Source organism: Rhizobacter sp. P3_C12 (assembly GCF_056402735.1).
This window is the reverse complement of sequence record NZ_JBFUGW010000158.1, coordinates 1-15,177: the sequence shown is the minus strand read 5'-3', so window position 1 is coordinate 15,177 and position 15,177 is coordinate 1. Positions and strand designations below refer to the sequence as shown.

Annotated in this window: 17 protein-coding genes and 1 pseudogene; 10 read left to right on the top strand and 8 right to left on the bottom strand. The window is 71.3% G+C overall.

All coding sequences use genetic code 11. The features are described 5' to 3' along the window. Positions 1–214: 214 nt before the first annotated feature. Positions 215–763: a Dps family protein gene (locus AC1DXV_RS21790; RefSeq protein ID WP_477873387.1), complete on the top strand. Its 549-nt coding sequence runs from the start codon at positions 215–217 to the stop codon at positions 761–763. Between the two features lie 35 nt (positions 764–798). After that, positions 799–1,434, top strand: coding sequence for a YitT family protein (locus AC1DXV_RS21785; RefSeq protein ID WP_477873389.1), 636 nt, complete (start codon positions 799–801; stop codon positions 1,432–1,434). 7 nt (positions 1,435–1,441) lie between these two features. On the opposite strand, the gene AC1DXV_RS21780 is transcribed toward AC1DXV_RS21785, so the two are convergent. Both AC1DXV_RS21780 and AC1DXV_RS21775 read right to left on the bottom strand, forming a co-directional pair. Next, the gene (locus AC1DXV_RS21780) at positions 1,442–1,933 is read right to left on the bottom strand and encodes a hypothetical protein (protein WP_477873391.1); all 492 of its coding nucleotides are present in this window, start codon (positions 1,931–1,933) and stop codon (positions 1,442–1,444) included. Beyond that, complete coding sequence (locus tag AC1DXV_RS21775) at positions 1,930–4,152, bottom strand: acyl-CoA dehydrogenase (protein WP_477935497.1); 2,223 nt, start codon at positions 4,150–4,152, stop codon at positions 1,930–1,932. Before AC1DXV_RS21775 ends, AC1DXV_RS21780 begins: the two co-directional genes overlap by 4 nt. 312 nt (positions 4,153–4,464) lie before the next feature. Here AC1DXV_RS21775 and AC1DXV_RS21770 point away from each other — a divergent pair, with 312 nt between their 5' ends. Beyond that, on the top strand, positions 4,465–4,617 hold the full coding sequence (locus tag AC1DXV_RS21770; RefSeq protein ID WP_477871265.1) for a hypothetical protein: 153 nt from the start codon (positions 4,465–4,467) through the stop codon (positions 4,615–4,617). A 21-nt stretch (positions 4,618–4,638) separates the two neighbouring features. Next, positions 4,639–5,053 (top strand): annotated as a pseudogene (locus tag AC1DXV_RS21765) (methyl-accepting chemotaxis protein); the annotation flags it as partial. Between the two features lie 14 nt (positions 5,054–5,067). On the opposite strand, the gene AC1DXV_RS21760 reads toward AC1DXV_RS21765, so the two are convergent. The 6 genes from AC1DXV_RS21760 to AC1DXV_RS21735 form a co-directional block, all read right to left on the bottom strand. Then, positions 5,068–5,682 (bottom strand): hypothetical protein, encoded by a 615-nt coding sequence (locus tag AC1DXV_RS21760; RefSeq protein ID WP_477871267.1) that lies wholly within the window; start codon positions 5,680–5,682, stop codon positions 5,068–5,070. An 18-nt stretch (positions 5,683–5,700) separates the two neighbouring features. Next, a complete protein-coding gene (locus tag AC1DXV_RS21755) occupies positions 5,701–6,681 on the bottom strand; it encodes a 2-dehydropantoate 2-reductase (protein WP_477935495.1) in 981 nt (326 codons plus the stop codon). Positions 6,682–6,723: 42 nt separating this feature from the next. Further along, positions 6,724–6,999, bottom strand: coding sequence for a hypothetical protein (locus tag AC1DXV_RS21750; protein ID WP_477873607.1), 276 nt, complete (start codon positions 6,997–6,999; stop codon positions 6,724–6,726). After that, positions 6,990–7,268, bottom strand: coding sequence for a hypothetical protein (locus tag AC1DXV_RS21745; protein WP_477935493.1), 279 nt, complete (start codon positions 7,266–7,268; stop codon positions 6,990–6,992). Before AC1DXV_RS21745 ends, AC1DXV_RS21750 begins: the two co-directional genes overlap by 10 nt. Before the next feature lie 86 nt (positions 7,269–7,354). Beyond that, a complete protein-coding gene (locus AC1DXV_RS21740) occupies positions 7,355–8,713 on the bottom strand; it encodes an ATP-binding protein (RefSeq protein ID WP_477935491.1) in 1,359 nt (452 codons plus the stop codon). Continuing rightward, complete coding sequence (locus AC1DXV_RS21735) at positions 8,710–9,372, bottom strand: response regulator transcription factor (protein WP_477869283.1); 663 nt, start codon at positions 9,370–9,372, stop codon at positions 8,710–8,712. Before AC1DXV_RS21735 ends, AC1DXV_RS21740 begins: the two co-directional genes overlap by 4 nt. A 155-nt stretch (positions 9,373–9,527) precedes the next feature. Here AC1DXV_RS21735 and AC1DXV_RS21730 point away from each other — a divergent pair, with 155 nt between their 5' ends. The 6 genes from AC1DXV_RS21730 to AC1DXV_RS21705 form a co-directional block, all read left to right on the top strand. Next, complete coding sequence (locus AC1DXV_RS21730; protein WP_465114574.1) at positions 9,528–10,055, top strand: sigma-70 family RNA polymerase sigma factor; 528 nt, start codon at positions 9,528–9,530, stop codon at positions 10,053–10,055. Between the two features lie 109 nt (positions 10,056–10,164). Then, a complete protein-coding gene (locus tag AC1DXV_RS21725) occupies positions 10,165–10,353 on the top strand; it encodes a FecR/PupR family sigma factor regulator (RefSeq protein WP_477869285.1) in 189 nt (62 codons plus the stop codon). A 181-nt stretch (positions 10,354–10,534) separates the two neighbouring features. Continuing rightward, positions 10,535–10,768, top strand: coding sequence for an MbtH family protein (locus tag AC1DXV_RS21720; RefSeq protein ID WP_047507974.1), 234 nt, complete (start codon positions 10,535–10,537; stop codon positions 10,766–10,768). Further along, positions 10,768–11,499, top strand: coding sequence for a thioesterase II family protein (locus AC1DXV_RS21715; protein ID WP_477869286.1), 732 nt, complete (start codon positions 10,768–10,770; stop codon positions 11,497–11,499). Before AC1DXV_RS21720 ends, AC1DXV_RS21715 begins: the two co-directional genes overlap by 1 nt. Before the next feature lie 12 nt (positions 11,500–11,511). Continuing rightward, positions 11,512–12,489 carry a TauD/TfdA family dioxygenase gene (locus AC1DXV_RS21710; protein ID WP_477869287.1) on the top strand — a complete coding sequence of 326 codons (978 nt, stop codon included), beginning with the start codon at positions 11,512–11,514 and terminating at the stop codon, positions 12,487–12,489. Beyond that, positions 12,486–15,177 (top strand): AMP-binding protein (locus tag AC1DXV_RS21705; RefSeq protein WP_477935489.1); only part of this gene is annotated, 2,692 nt, incomplete at its 3' end. The genes AC1DXV_RS21710 and AC1DXV_RS21705, both read left to right, overlap by 4 nt.

The following is a 15,177-nucleotide window of genomic DNA, read 5'->3' as shown; positions in this document are numbered from 1 at the left end:
AAGTGAGTGACGGGAGTTTGCCGATGCACCCCCGAAGCCGAGCTTCTTCGTGCAGTCGGCCCGCCAGGGCCGACCGCCCCAGCTGAGCCCCCACAGCCMSCCCCCRGCCGCTCCGAACACGCGCCACGAAAGAACAGAAGCCTGCCCCCTCAGGAGGAGGCAGAGCAAGCAGCCCAAGGCTATGCTGCGCGATCACTCCACGGAAGGATTCGCGATGAAGAAGAAGGCCCCGCCCCCGGCGCGCAGCGCCAAGGAACGCCAGCGCGCCCCGCTGGTCACGCCGACCGACCTGAAGGCCGGCGCCACGCGCGACATCGCCGCCGCGATGAACGGCATCCTGGCCGACGTGTTCGCGCTGTACCTGAAGACCAAGAACTTCCACTGGCACATGAGCGGCCCGCACTTCCGCGATTACCACGTGATGCTCGACGAGCAGGCCGACCAGCTCTACGCGATGACCGACCCGATCGCCGAGCGCGTGCGCAAGATCGGCGGCAGCACGCTGCGCTCGATCGGCCACATCGCGCGCTCGCAGCGCATCCTCGACAACGACGCCGAATTCGTCGAGCCGTCGGACATGCTCGCCGAGCTGCGCGAGGACAACAAGACGCTGGTCGCCGAGCTGCGCGAGGCGCACGGCGTCTGCGACGAACACCACGACATCGCGACCGCCAGCCTGATCGAAGTGTGGATCGACGAGACCGAGCGCCGCACCTGGTTCCTGTTCGAGGCCGGCCGCTCGGGCGACAGCAGCGGGCATTGATGGATGTCGGCACGCTTCGTGCAATATCCGGGGCCATGAGCATCCCCGCTGCCCCGACCGAAGCACCGTCGCCATCCCCCCAGCGCCACACGCTGTTCGAGGACGCGCAGGCCATCTTCACCGGCACGCTGTTCGTCTCGCTGGCACTGATCCTGTTCGCGCAGGTCGGGCTGCTGACTGGCGGCACCGCCGGCGTCGCCTTCGTGCTGCACTACGCGACCGGCATCGGCCTGGGCAAGCTGTTCTTCGCGATCAACCTGCCGTTCTACTGGTTCGCGTGGCGGCGCATGGGCCGCGAGTTCACGCTGAAGACCTTCATCGCGATCACGCTGCTGTCGCTGATGACCGACTGGTCGCCGCAGCTGTTCGCGATCGAGCGCCTGCACCCGGCCTACGCGGCCGTGCTGGGCGGGCTGCTGCTGGGTTCGGGCTGCCTGTTCCTCGCACGCCACCGCGCCAGCCTGGGCGGCGCCACCATCGTGTCGCTGTACCTGCAGCAGACACGCGGCTGGCGGGCGGGCAAGGTGCAGATGGGCGTCGATTGCAGCGTCGTGCTGCTCGCGCTGACGGTGGTCGAGCCGTCGCGCGTCGCCTGGTCGGTGCTCGCGGCCGTCGTGATGAACCTGTTCATCGCGGTCAACCACAAACCGGGGCGCTACGCCGTGTTGTGATCCGCACTCAGCGGTGGGTCTGCCGGTCGAGCCCCCGATCGGGCGACTCGAAATGCTGCTGCTGGCCCGGGTTCGGCTCGATCAGCTCCTCGATGATCAGCCGCCCGAACTTCTGCGCCCGCGCCGCGTTGTGCTCGCGCGCCACCTGCGTGATGAACTCCTCGTGGTCGCTCTTCGGCCACAGCACGACCACGTAGCCGTGCCCCTGCTCGGCCAGCGCAAGGTGGGTCTTCAGCAGGTTCAGGTCCTGCCCGATCGAGGCCAGCGCGCCCGCATGCGCGATGTTGGTCCGCATCTGGCGCGCCATCTGCTGCGGCGAGAACACCAGCAGGTCGCTTTCCAGGAAGTTCGCGTCCAGCAGGGCGTTGAGCGCCCCCTGCAGGTCGTCGGCCGACCGGAAGGCCAGGAAGATCTTGTTCTCGGGCGGCAACACGCCGTCTCTGCGGATCGGGTTCGAGACGGCGTTCGCAGCGGTCGGGTTCACGGTGTTCTGGCTCATGGCACCTCCAGTGGATCGGGCACCGCGACAGCCGCGGCGGATGGAACGGCCGGTCGCGGCGCCGCAGCCCGCACCGGTCCGGGAAAGTCGTCGACCTGGATCACCCTGGCCGCCGCGCGCAGGTAGGCGAGCGCAGCCGCCGGGTTGCGCGAATGGCTGGCCACGTCCTCCAGCGAACGCGAATGGCGCAAGGCCTGGTTGAGTTCGCCGGCTTCGTCGCCGAGCGCACGCGCCTGGTCGAGCGCGTCGCGCAGGTCGCGCAGGCCGCCGCTGCGCGGCGTGCCCACATCGATGCACAGGCGCGCCAGCACCGCCGGCTCGCTGCGCAGCGATTCGGCCAGCACCACCAGGTCGCGGTCGCGCAGCGGGGCGAGGTGCCGCGTGCCGTTCAGCAGCAGCGGTGCCAGCGCGCGCAGCAGGCCGGAGGGCAGGTTGGCGTACAGGTCGCGCAGCGTCGCGGCGGCCTGGTCCAGCTGCACGCGGATCGCCGCGCGCGCGATCGGCAGCAAGGCCGGGTCGGCCTCCCGCTCGAAGCGCCACACGCTGGCCGACGCGAGGTACAGGTTGGCCAGCACATCGCCCAGCCGGGCAGACAGCAGCTCCATGCGCTTGAGCTTGCCGCCGAGCAGGCCCATCGCCAGGTCGGCGGTCAACGCGTACTTGGCCGACACGCGGGCAATCAACCGGGCTTCCTTCTCGAGCCCCTTCGGGACGTGGCCGCGCAGCGGCGCGCGGGTCAGGCTGGCCCACAGGTTGCGCAGCACATGCCGGCCGTGCCCCAGCAGCGCCTTGCCCAAGGCCTCGGCATCGTCGGCCTGCACCGCCGCCATCTCGTCGAGCACGTGGGGATGGCAGCGCACGGCACCCTGGCCGAAGATGATCAGCGAGCGCGTCAGGATGTTGGCGCCTTCCACCGTGATCGCGATCGGCGCCTGGCGGTAGGCGGCACCCAGCAGGTTGCTCGGCCCCGAGATGATGCCCTTGCCGCCGAGCACGTCCATGCCGTGGATGACCGCGCGCCGGCCGGCTTCGGTCAGGTGCACCTTCAGGATCGCGCTCGCGACGCTCGGCCGCTGGCCGGCATCGAGCGCCGCGGCGGTGTAGCGGCGGGCCGCGTCGGTCGCGTACAGGTCGGCGGCCGTGCGGGCGAGCAGCGCGGCGATCGCATGGAACTTCGCGATCGGCAGCCCGAATTGCTCGCGGATCTGCCCGTAGCCGCTCATCACGAACAGCGCGGTCTGCTGCATCGCGGCGCCCATCGCCGGCAGCGAGATCGCGCGGCCTGCCGCCAGGCACTCCATCAGCATGCGCCAGCCCTGGCCGACCTGCGGCTCGCCGCCGATCACCCAGTCCATCGGCACGAACACGTTCTCGCCGCGCACCGGGCCGTTCATGAAGGCCGAATCCATCGGCCGGTGGCGGCGGCCGATCTCCATGCCGGGCGTCGGCACCGGCAGCAGCGCGCAGGTGATGCCCAGTTCCTGCTCGCCCTCGGGGCGCGTCAGGTCGACCGCCTGGAATGCGAGGCCGACCACCGTCGCCACCGGCGCGAGCGTGATGTAGCGCTTGTCGAAGGTGACGCTGAAGCCGCGCACGCGCCGGCCGTCGACCACGCGCTCGGTCAGCACGCCGCGGTCGGGGATCGAGGCGGCATCGGAGCCGGCGTACGGCGAGGTCAGGCCGAAGCAGGGCAGGTCGCGGCCATCGGCCAGGCGTTCGAGGTACTGCGCCTTCTGGGACTCGGTGCCGTAGCGCAGCAGCAGTTCGGCCGGACCGAGCGAGTTCGGCACCATCACGGTGACCGCGGCTGCAACGTTCACCGTCGCGATGCGCGCCACCACCGTCGCATGCGCATGGTGGCTGAAGCCCAGGCCGCCGTGCTCCTTCGGGATGATCATTCCGAAGAAGCGCTTCGCCCGCAGGTGCTGCCACACGGCGGCGGGCAGGTCGCCCTCGGTGTCGATCGAGAAATCGTCGAGCATGCCGATCAGGTCACGCACGGGGCCATCGAGGAAGGCGTGCTCGTCCGGCGTCAGGCGGTTCGGTGGGATCGCCAGCAGCGCGTCGAAATCGGGCCGGCCGGCAAACAGCTGGCCCTCGAAGCCCACCGTGCCGGCTTCGAGCGCGGCCCGTTCGGTGTCGCCCATCGCGGGCAGGGCCTTGCGGAAGAACGGCATCGCGGTGCGGCCGAGCCAGCGGTTCAGGGGGGTCAGGCCCATCGAGGGTCTCCGTGCAGACGAGGTGCCCCATGGTCGAGCCTGCCGGCGGGCGAATCTGCCGGACGGCACCGGCTTGCCGGGTCAGACAGCGCTCACAGGCCTCGCCGCCGCTCGGACCCTCCATCGCGGCTGTAGGCAATCTCCCGTCATCCCCGGCCTGAAGCTCACCGACACCACGCGCGGTGCGCCTCGGATAGGCAGCCACGCGGTGCCATCGAACAATGGCGTGTCATCCGGTCAGCCTTCCTACCGACTCAGGGAATCTCATGAACTTCACCGATCTGGCCGACCGGGAGCTCGAGCATCGTCGGCATGGCGCTGGACGGCAAGCGCGAGGAGGCGATCGGGAAGATGAACGCCGAATGCCGGCCACTGCTGGCGGCGCTGCTGAAGACCACCAGCGAACTGATCGAATACGAATATGCGCAGGCCGGAGGGATCGCCAAGGCGGCCGATGCGGGCTAAGCGGGCGACCGCATGACGATGATCGCCGCCTGCGTCGCCGCGATGCTGGGCGAGATCTCCGAATCGAGCCGCAAGATCGCCGACATCATCGGCGTGATCGACGGCATCGCGTTCCAGACCAACATCCTCGCGCTGAATGCGGCCGTCGAGGCCGCGCGGGCCGGTGAGCGAAGCCGGCAGCACGATGAACGAGATCGTGGCCCAGGTGCGCCGCATGACCGACCTGATCGCCGAGATCAACGCGTCGACCACCGAGCAGAGCACCGGCATCGTGCAGGTGAACCAGGCGGTGGCGTCGATCGATTCCGGCACGCAGCAGAACGCCGCGCTGGTGGAAGAGAGCGCCGCGGCGGCCGAGAGCCTGAAGATCCAGGCGGCCGGGCTGCTGGACGTGATCGCGGCGTTCCGCACCGGGGGCCGGCACGCCTTTGCGTGATCACATCGGCGTGATCACATCGGCGGCGCGAACCCGTTGCGCCCCGCGATCGCCCGCAGCGCCACCGGCTTGCCGTCGCGCAGCTGCGCGGTGACCAGCACCTTGGCGCCTGGCACCAGCAGCGCCCGGTCGCCCGGCTTCACGGTGACGACCGGCACGCCTTCGGGCACCAGCACTGTCTTCTCGCCGTCCTTGTAGCGCAGCCGCAGCGTGCGGCCCAAGGCCCGGCCGACCACGTCGGCGACGGTCGCATTGGTCATCGTGCTGCCCGGCTGCAGGTCCCACGGGTAGTGGCCTTCGTTGCTGCCGCGCGCCTGTTCGGGGAATACCAGCACCTCCAGCGCCTGCAGCGTGCCGTCGGCCTGCGGCATCGCCGCGGTGCCGATGTAGCTGCCGGCGGCGATGCCGGCCAGCTCGGTCGGCACCACCTCGTTGACGCCGAAGGTGTCGGCCAGCGCCAGGCGCAGCACCTCGCCGCTGCGCTCCTTCATCACCAGCGTGGTGTTGTCGAACGACTCGACGGTGCCGCGCAGGCGTTGCGTCGGAGCGGGTGCCGATGTCTGCGCATGTGCGAGCGTGACGGCCAGTGTCAGCAGCGCGGCGCCGACGAAGCGGGGCAGATGGGTCATGGTGGTGTCCGGTTGAGGTTACTCGGGGTACAGGCCGTGTACGCGCCCGAACAGCCGCGTCATCCCGAGCAGCGCATCGATGTTCGGTGTCGGCAGTGGCAGGCGCTGCGCGATCTCGCGCACCGCGCCGACCAGCGCATCGAGCTCGATGCCGCGGCCGGCTTCCACGTCCTGCAGCATCGAGGTCTTGAACGCGCCGAGCTTGCGCGTGACCTGCTGGCGGTCTTCCGGGGTCTGCGCGATCGCGCAGCCGATGCGCGCGCCGATGGCAGAGGCCTCGCGCATCGCGTTCGCGCAGAACGTGAGCAGCAGCGGGTCGTCGAGCACGCGGTCGACGGTGGCGCCGGTGATTGCCGACACCGGGTTCATCGTCATGTTGCCCCACAGCTTGTACCAGATGTCCTGGCGCACGCTGGCCGACACGGTGACGTCGAAGCCGGCCTGCGTGAGGAGGGCGCCGAGCTCGCGGGCGCGCGCTGATTCGCCGCCGCCGGGCTCGCCGATGATCAGGCCCTGGCCCATCTTGTGTTCGACGAGGCCGGGCTGCGGGCTGGTGGTGGCCGCGTGCACGACGCAGCCGAGCACCCGCTCGTGCGGGATCTTCGCGGCGATGCGGCCGCCGGGGTCGACGCTCTCGAGCGGTGCCTCGCCGATCGCCGCAATGCCGCGGCCGAACCACCACGGCACGCCGTTCATCGCCGGCAGCACGACGGTGTGCGGCGCAAGCAGCGGGGCGAGTTGATCGGCCACCGCGGCGAGCGCCGGGCCCTTCACGGCGATGACGACCACATCCTGCGGGCCCAGCTCGGCCGCATCGGCGCTGGCGGTGGCCGGCCCGGTGACGAGCTGGCCGCCTTGCTGCAGCCGCCAGCCGTGCTCGCGCAGCGCCTGCAGCGTCGCGCCGCGGGCGACTGCGCTGACCTGCGCACCCGTGTTCGCCGCGAGCCGCGCGCCGATGAACCCGCCGATCGCACCGGCCCCGTAGATGCACACCTTCATCGCTGCCCCTTTTCTGAACGAGGGGGCATTCTGCGACAGGCGCTACTTTCGTGTCTTCGGGGGTTTTGCCTTGCGCTTGTCCGGCGCGGCCAGCGCCAGCTGCTTCGCGACAGCGGCGTGGAAGCGCTCGATCTCGTCGGCGGTGGTGAGCGATGCGGGCAGCTCCACGTCGATGCGGTGCAGCGTCTGCGACGGTCCGGCGCGCAGCATCGCGACCGGGCCGATGCGGCGCGAGCCGGCCGGCAGGTCGACCTGGACGCCGACCACGCGGCCGGCCTCGGTGATCACGGTGGCGGTGTGCATGAGGGTCAGCTCCATTCCGCGATGCTGAGGTTGTAGTGGATCGCCGCCGCACCCGCGTTGCGGATGTTGACGGTGTAGTGGATGCCGTCGGTCTCGCCGTTCGAGCGGGCGACGACGCCCTGGCTGACCGTGACCAGTTCGACGTTGACCTGCGGCTCCTGGATGTTGGCGGCCGCGACAGCGACGCCGACATCGCGGCCGAAGCCGTCGAAGAAGTATTCCCAGTGGTGCGTGGCGCCGGCCGCGAGGCTCACGATGCCGCCGACATTGCGATGCAAGGCCATTCAGTTGCTCCGGTGGTGGTGCAGTGGACCTGCCACGGTAGCGGCGCCAGCGGCCGCGTCCATACCGAAACTTGGGGACGCGGGTGTCAGGCGGGGCGGCCGTCTTGCTGGCTCCCTTGCCGATACTCGAAGCGCAACCCCCCGCCCGGCGCCGTCTCCAGCACGATCTGCCCACCCAGCCTCTGCGCAATGCTGCGCGCGATCGACAGCCCCAGCCCGCTGCCGGTCTGCTGCGTGCCGAGCAGCCGGTAGAACGCATCGAACACCCGCTCGCGCTGGTCYGGCGGAATGCCGGGCCCGGTGTCGTCGACGCGCAGCAGCGCACGGCCACCGGCCTGCTCCAGGCTCACGTCGACGCGCCCGCCGGCCGGCGTGTAGCGCACCGCGTTGTCGACCGCGTTGCGCACCAGCGTCTGCAGGTCGACCGGCGTGCCGGCGACCCGCACCGCGTCGAGCCGCGTGACGCCCAGGTCGACCTGCCCGGCCTCGGCCATCGCGACCAGGTCGGACACCACCTCGCGCACCACCTCGTGCAGCGCGACCGACGGCTGCGCCGCCGCGTCCTGCCCCTGCCGCGCGTCGGCCCGCGGCGCCTGCACGCGCGCGAGCGACAGCAGCTGCTCCAGCAGCGCCCGCGAGCGCGACAGCCCCTCGCGCAGCGGCACGAAACGCCGCCGTGCCTCGGGCGACATCTCCGCATGCTCCAGGTTCTCGGCCTGCACCGTCAGCGCGGTGATCGGCGAGCGCAGCTCGTGGGCTGCGTCGGCGACGAAGCGGCGCTGCTGCTCGAGCGATTCGGTGAGGCGGCGCAGCAGCGCATTGATCGACGTGACGAAGGGCCGCACCTCGTCGGGCATGTCGCCGGCCGGCACGTCGACCGCGGCGGCGTCGCCCTGCAGATCGAGGTGATTCAACGCGTGGGAAGCCCGTGCGATCGGCCGCAACGTGTTGCGGATCACCACGTGGATCAGCAGCAGCAGCACCGGCAGCAGCACCAGCAGCGGCACCAGCGCAGCCAGCGCACTGTCCTGCGCGATGTCGTCGCGCCGGTCGGTCTGCTGCGCGACGATGAAGCGGCGGCCGTCGGGCAGGTGAGCCAGCAGCATGCGCCACGGGCGGCCTTCGGCGACGTGCGTGTCCAGCCCGTCGGGCAGGTCGCGCGGCAGCCGGCCGATGCCGTTCACGCGCGGCTCGCCCGCCGCCGTGTCGACCAGCTCCACCACCACGCTCGGCCGCGGCGCGCCGGGCGCGGCCAGCGGCTCGACCGGGTTGATCGCGAGCTGGCCGGCCAGCACCAGCGCGGCGGTCTGCTCGAGCAGGTCGTCCTGCAGCTCGTTGGCCTCGTGCAGCGCCCAGAAGAACGACACCGCGCCGGCCGCGACCGCGGTGGCCAGCAGCAGCACGGCCATCCACAGCGACAGGCGGAACTGCAGCGAGTTCCTCATGCCGCGCGGTCCACGCGCCAGCCGACGCCGCGCACGTTGCGGATCACCGTGGGCCCGAGCTTGCGGCGGATGCCATGGATCAGCACCTCGACGGTGTTGCTCTCGACCTCCTCGTTCCAGCCGTAGATGCGCTCCTCGAGCTCCTGGCGCGACAGGATCGCGCCGGGGCGCACCAGCAGCGCCTGCAGCAACGTGAACTCGCGGCCGGAGAGCGCGGCGCTGCGGCCCTCGAAGCTCACGTCGCGCGTCGCCGGGTCGAGCGTGAGCGCACCGTTGGTCAGCAAGGGCGAGGCCGAGCCGCCCTGCCGGCGCACCACGGCGCGCATGCGCGCGAGCAGCTCCTGCACGTCGAAGGGCTTCAGCACGTAGTCGTCGGCGCCGAGGTCGAGGCCGGCGATGCGGTCTTCGACCTCGTCGCGCGCAGTGACGATCAGGATCGGCACGCGGGCATTGCGCGCGCGCAGCTGGCGCAGCACCTCGATGCCGTCGCGTCGCGGCAGGCCGAGGTCGAGCAGCACGAGGTCATAGGCCTGGGCGAGCGCAGCGGCCAGGGCCTGCTCGCCGTCGGTGGTCCAGTCCACCGCATACGCGGCATCGGACAGCGCCTGCTGCACGGCCGCGCCGATCATCCGGTCGTCTTCCACCAGCAGTACGCGCATCTCGTTGATCGGCCAAGTTTCGCCACGGGAACAAGGTTCGCATTCTGGAGCAAGCCCTCCGCAGGCAATCGCAGGGTCATTCGCGAAGCCTTGACGTGGCCCCTGAAAATAAGAATGATTCTCAATTAATAACGATGAGCACCAGGGGGTAGAGCGTGTCGATCACCAACCATGAGCCTGCCGCAGGGCTCGGCGGAGCCTTTCTCGCGCACCGGGCCAAGCTGCAAGGCCTGGCCCACAAGATCACCGGCCGGCGCGAGCTGGCCGAGGACGTGGTGCAGGAGGCCTTTCTCAAGCTGTCCGACGTGTCGCACGGCCTGGCGGTGCAGCAGCCGATCGGCTATTGCTTCCAGGTGGTGCGCAACCTGGCGATCGATTGCCGGCGCCGCATGATGCTCGAGGCCGGCGTGTTCGCCGACGCCGAGAGCGGCGAGCACGTGGCGGCGCCGCAGGGCACGCCGGAGCAGTACGCGATCAGCCGGCAGAACCTGGTGATCGTCGACGAGGCGCTCGGCCGCCTGCCGTCGCGCACGCGCCAGGCCTTCGAGCTGTACCGCATGGGCGGCATGACGCAGCGCGCGATCGGTGAGCGGCTGGGCGTGTCGGCGGCGCTGGTCAACACGATGATCCGTGATGCGGTCCAGGCCCTGGCGCACTGCCGGCACCTGCTCGAAGCGGAATGACGGCCTCCTAGAATCGGCGGTTTCCACTGCCAGCCCCGTGCGCGACCGCGCGCGCCGCCCGCCGATGAACCCCGATCAGGACCGTGAAGACCCCGCGCAGGAGCTCGCCATGCAGTCCGCCTGGGCGTGGGTGATGAAGGCGCACGAGCAGCCGCTGAGCGAAGCCGACCACGAGGCGCTCGCGCGCTGGCTCGAGGCCGACCCGCGGCACCGCACGGCGCACGCACAGGCCTCGCGGCTTTGGCTGCTGAGCGGGCTGGTGCCGCCGGCGCACGACGACGACGGGTTGCCGCACTGACGTCTCCATCCGTTCGCCCTGAGTTTGTCGAAGGGTCGGGCTGAGCCTGTCGAAGCCCTGGTTCGATGCGAGCAGGCCCTTCGACAAGCTCAGGGCGAACGGGATCAGGCTGCTGAACAAAGCCGCGGCCGGCTCGTCATGGAAGGCAAGGCGCATCACTGCGCGAACCACGGGCCTTGCCATGTCCACCAGCTGCTTCGACCGCGACGACGAAACCTTCATCGTCCTCGTCAACCACGAGGATCAATATTCCATCTGGCCGCACTGGAAGGCCGTGCCACCCGGCTGGACCGCGGTGCCCGGCGCCAGCGGTGACAAGAAGACGGTGCTCGCGTTCGTCGATGCGGCGTGGACCGACATGCGGCCGCTGTCGCTGCGCCGCTGGATGGACGAGCAGGCCGCGGCGCCGCGCTGATGCACGCCAGCGTCCGCCTGCTGTGCCTGCCCTGCGCCGGCGCCAGCGCGACGATGTACCTGCGCTGGCGGCGTTCGCTGCCGGCGTGGGTGCAGGTCGTGCCGGTCGAGCTGCCCGGTCGCGGCAGCCGCCTGGGCGAGCACTGCGTCGAATCGTTCGCCACGTTGGTGGCGAGGCTGTGCGACGAGCAGGCCGCTGCCATCAACGCCACCACCGGCAGCTTCATGCTGTTCGGCCACAGCATGGGCGGCCTGCTGGCCTGGGGCATCGCGCAGCGCCTGCGCGAACGCGGGCTGCCGGCCCCGGAGGCGCTGTTCGTCAGCGGCTGCCCGGCGCCCTCGCAGCGTGATCCGCAGCGCTTCGCGAACAAGGACACCGACGAACAACTGATCGCCGACCTGCGCCGCCAGGGCGGCACGCCGGACGAGGTGTTCACGAGCCCCGAGATGCTGCGCATCACGCTCGATGCCTTGCGCGCCGACTACCGCGTCTGCGCGAGCGCGCCGCACGCGAGGAGCCTGCCGCTCGACATGCCGATCCACGCCTTCGGCGGCCGCCAGGACGACATCGGCGCGCCGCGCCTCGCTGCCTGGCGCCGCGAGGCCCGCACGCTGTTCTCGCTGACCTGGCTGGACGGCGGGCATTTCTTCATCCGCCAGAGCGAGCCGCAGCTGCTGGCCGCGCTCGTCCACGAGATGCAGGCGCTGCGGTTCGAACCGCTGCCGTCCTGAAGGGGATCTTCCATGACCGACCTGCTGAATCCAACCCGCCCGGACCGGCCCGCCTTGCCGGCCCTGATCACGCCCTCGCGCCCCGGTGAAGCGCTGCTCGAGGCCTTCGCGCCGCTGCGCGCCGACATCGAGGCGCTGCTGAGCCGCATCGGCGGCGTGCTGCTGCGCGGCTTCGAGGTGCCCGATGTCGACGCCTTCCGCGAATTCGCCGCGGCCTTCGGCCACCCGCTGCTCGCCTACGAGTTCGGCTCGACGCCGCGCAGCGCGGTCGGTGGCGGCGTCTACACCTCCACCGAGTACCCGGCGCACCAGCACATCCCGCTGCACAACGAGCAGGCCTACACCCGCGAGTGGCCGATGAAGATCTGGTTCCACTGCGTCACCGCCGCGCCCGAGGGCGGGGAGACGCCGATCGCCGACAGCCGCGCGATCTGGCGCGAGATGCCCGAGGCGATCCGCCGCCGCTTCGCGCCCGGCGTGCTGTACGTGCGCAACTACGGCGAGTTCGACGTGCCGTGGCAGCAGGTGTTCAACACCAGCGAGCGCGCCGAGGTCGAGGCCTGGTGCGCGCGCTCGGGCATCCGCTTCGAATGGAAGCCCGACGGCGGGCTGCGCACCACGCAGCGGTGCCAGGCCATCGCCGTGCACCCGCGTACCGGCGAGACGGTGTGGTTCAACCAGGCCCACCTGTTCCACGTCTCGAACCTGCAGCCGGAGGTGCGCGAATCGCTGGAGGAGCTGCTGGGCGCCGACGAGATGCCGCGCACCGCCTGCTTCGCCGACGGCTCGGCCATCCCCGACGCGATGCTCGACGAGGTGCGCGCGGTGCTGGCCGCGCAGACGGTGTCGTTCCGCTGGCAGGCCGGCGACGTGCTGATGCTCGACAACATGCTGGCCGCGCATGCGCGCGCGCCGTTCAAGGGCCCGCGCAAGGTGGTGGTCGCGATGGCCGAGCCGCACGGCAACCTCGACCAGGACCTGTCCCGATGAACGCTCCCCGCAATTTCGTCGACCACCTGCAGCATCTCGGGGCCGAGCGGCCGGGTGACACCGCGCTGGTGATCGTCAGCGCGGCCGACGGCGCCGCGCTCGACACGCCGATCCGCTACGCCGAGCTCGCGCTGCGCGTGCGCGCCTTGGCCGCGCGGCTGCAACGCCGCTTCGCKCCCGGCGGGCGCGTGCTGCTGCTGCAGGGCAACGACGACCGCTACGTGGTGGCCTTCCTCGCGTGCCTGCACGCCGGGTTGATCGCGGTGCCGGCGTTCCCGCCCGAATCGGCGCGGCCGCAGCACCTGGCGCGGCTGGCCGGCATCGCGCACGACGCGCAACCGGCGGCGCTGCTCGCGACGCGCGCGACGCTGGCGATGCTCGGCGAAGGCTTCGGCGATGCCGAGCCGATCGCGATCGACGAGCTCGATGCCGCTGACGATGCCGCGCTCGCCGCCGCGTGGCGCCCGCACGCGCCGCACGACAGCGACATCGCCTTCCTGCAATACACCTCCGGCTCCACCTCGGCGCCGAAGGGCGTGATGGTCAGCCACGGCAACCTGATGGCCAACGAGCGGGCGATCGGCGCAGGCTTCGAGGTCGGGGCCGACGACGTGTTCGTCAGCTGGCTGCCGCTGTACCACGACATGGGCCTGATCGGCGGGCTGTTGCAGCCGCTGCACCGCGGCATCAAGGCCGTGCTGATGACGCCGCAGTTCTTCCTGGAGCGGCCGCTGCGCTGGCTGGAGGCGATCGCGCGGCACCGCGGCAGCATCAGCGGCGCGCCGGACTTCGCGTACCGGCTGTGCGTCGAGCGGGTGAAGGATGCCGCGGTGGCATCGCTCGATCTGTCGAGCTGGCGCGTCGCGTTCAGCGGCGCCGAGCCGGTGCGGCACGACACGCTGCGAGCGTTCGTCGAGCGTTTCGCGCCGGCGCGCTTCGATCAGCGTTCGGTGTTCCCGTGCTACGGCCTCGCCGAAGCGACGCTGTTCGTCAGCGGCGCGGCAAGGGGGCGGGGGATGGTCGCTCGGCCGTTCTCGGTGTCGGCGCTCGGGGCCGGGCAGGCGGCGGAGGGCGTGGGCGACGACGCCATCACGCTGGTCAGCAGCGGCCGCGTGCCGAGCAGCCAGCGCGTCGAGATCGTCGACCCGCAGACGCTCGCGGTGAACCCCGAGGGCCAGGTCGGCGAGATCTGGGCCGCCGGCCCGAGCATCGCGCAGGGCTACTGGCAGCGGCTGGAAGAAACGCAGGCGAGCTTCGTCGAACGCGCCGGCCAGCGCTGGCTGCGCACCGGCGACCTCGGCTTCGTGCGCGGCGGCGAGCTGCACGTCACCGGCCGGCTGAAGGACCTGATCATCCTGCGCGGCCACAACGTCTACCCGCAGGACATCGAGCGCGCGATCGAGGCCGAGGTCGAGGCCGTGCGTGCCGGCCGTGTCGCCGCGTTCGCGGTCGCGCTGCCGGGCGGTGGCGAGGGCGTCGGCGTCGCGGTCGAGGTGTCGCGCGCGATGCAGAAGCGCGTGCCGGCCGCGGCGCTGGTGCAGGCGCTCGGCGAGGCGTGTGCCGGCGCGTGCCGCGAGGCGGTGTCGGTCGCGCTGCTGCTGAACCCCGGCGCGCTGCCGAAGACCTCCAGCGGCAAGTTGCAGCGGCGCGCTTGCCGGCAGGGCTTCGAGCAGGGCACGCTGGATGCGTTCGCGGTGTTCGCGCACGGTCGCTTCGTGAGCGGCGACAGCGGGGGCGATGAGGCACCGGCGGTTCCGCTGGACGAGACCGAAGCCGCCGTCGCCGCGCTGTGGCAGGAGGTGCTCGGCCACGCCGCGACGCCGGCGCGCGACGCCCAGTTCTTCGCGAGCGGTGGCAATTCGCTCGCCGCGGTGCAACTGGCGGCGCGMATCGCCGAGCGCTGGCCGATCGGCTTCGCGCCGCGCGATGTCTTCGAGGCGCCGCGGCTGGCCGAGCTCGCGGCGCGCATTCGCCGACTCTGCGACAGCGGCACGCGCCCGTCGACGATCCCGGTGCTCGACGCGGCACGCCGTGCCGGACCGCTGCCGCTGTCGCACGCGCAGCAGCGCCAGTGGTTCCTGTGGCAACTCGATCCGGGCAGCTCGGCGTACCACGTGCGCTTCGGGCTGCGGCTGAAAGGCGTGCTCGACACCGCTGCGCTGCAGGCCTCGCTCGACGCGCTGGCGGCGCGCCACGAGCCGCTGCGCACCCGGTTCGATCTCGCCGAGGACGGCACGCCGCGCCAGTTCATCCAGCCGCCGCAGCCGGTCGCGCTCGCCGCGTTCGATCTACCGATCCTGCTCGACACCCCGTTCGACCTGCGCCGCGGCCCGCTGTGGCGCGTCGGCCTGCTGCGTGTGCGCGACGACGAGCACCAGCTCGTCGTCGTGATGCACCACATCGTCTCCGACGGTGCGTCGATGCAGCTGTTCGTCGACGAACTGGTGGCCGGCTATGCGGCCCGCGTGGCCGGCGAGCCGCGCTCGCTCGCCATGCCGCCGGTCCAGTACGCCGACCACGCGGCATGGCAGCGCGACGAACTCACCGCTGGCGAGGCGGCACGCCAGCTCGCGTGGTGGCGCACCGAACTCGCGCACGACGGCGCGGAAGAGCCGGTGCTCGCGCTGGCCACCGACCACCCACGCCGCGCGCAGGCCGGCTACCGCGGCGCGCGCCACAGGTTCACGC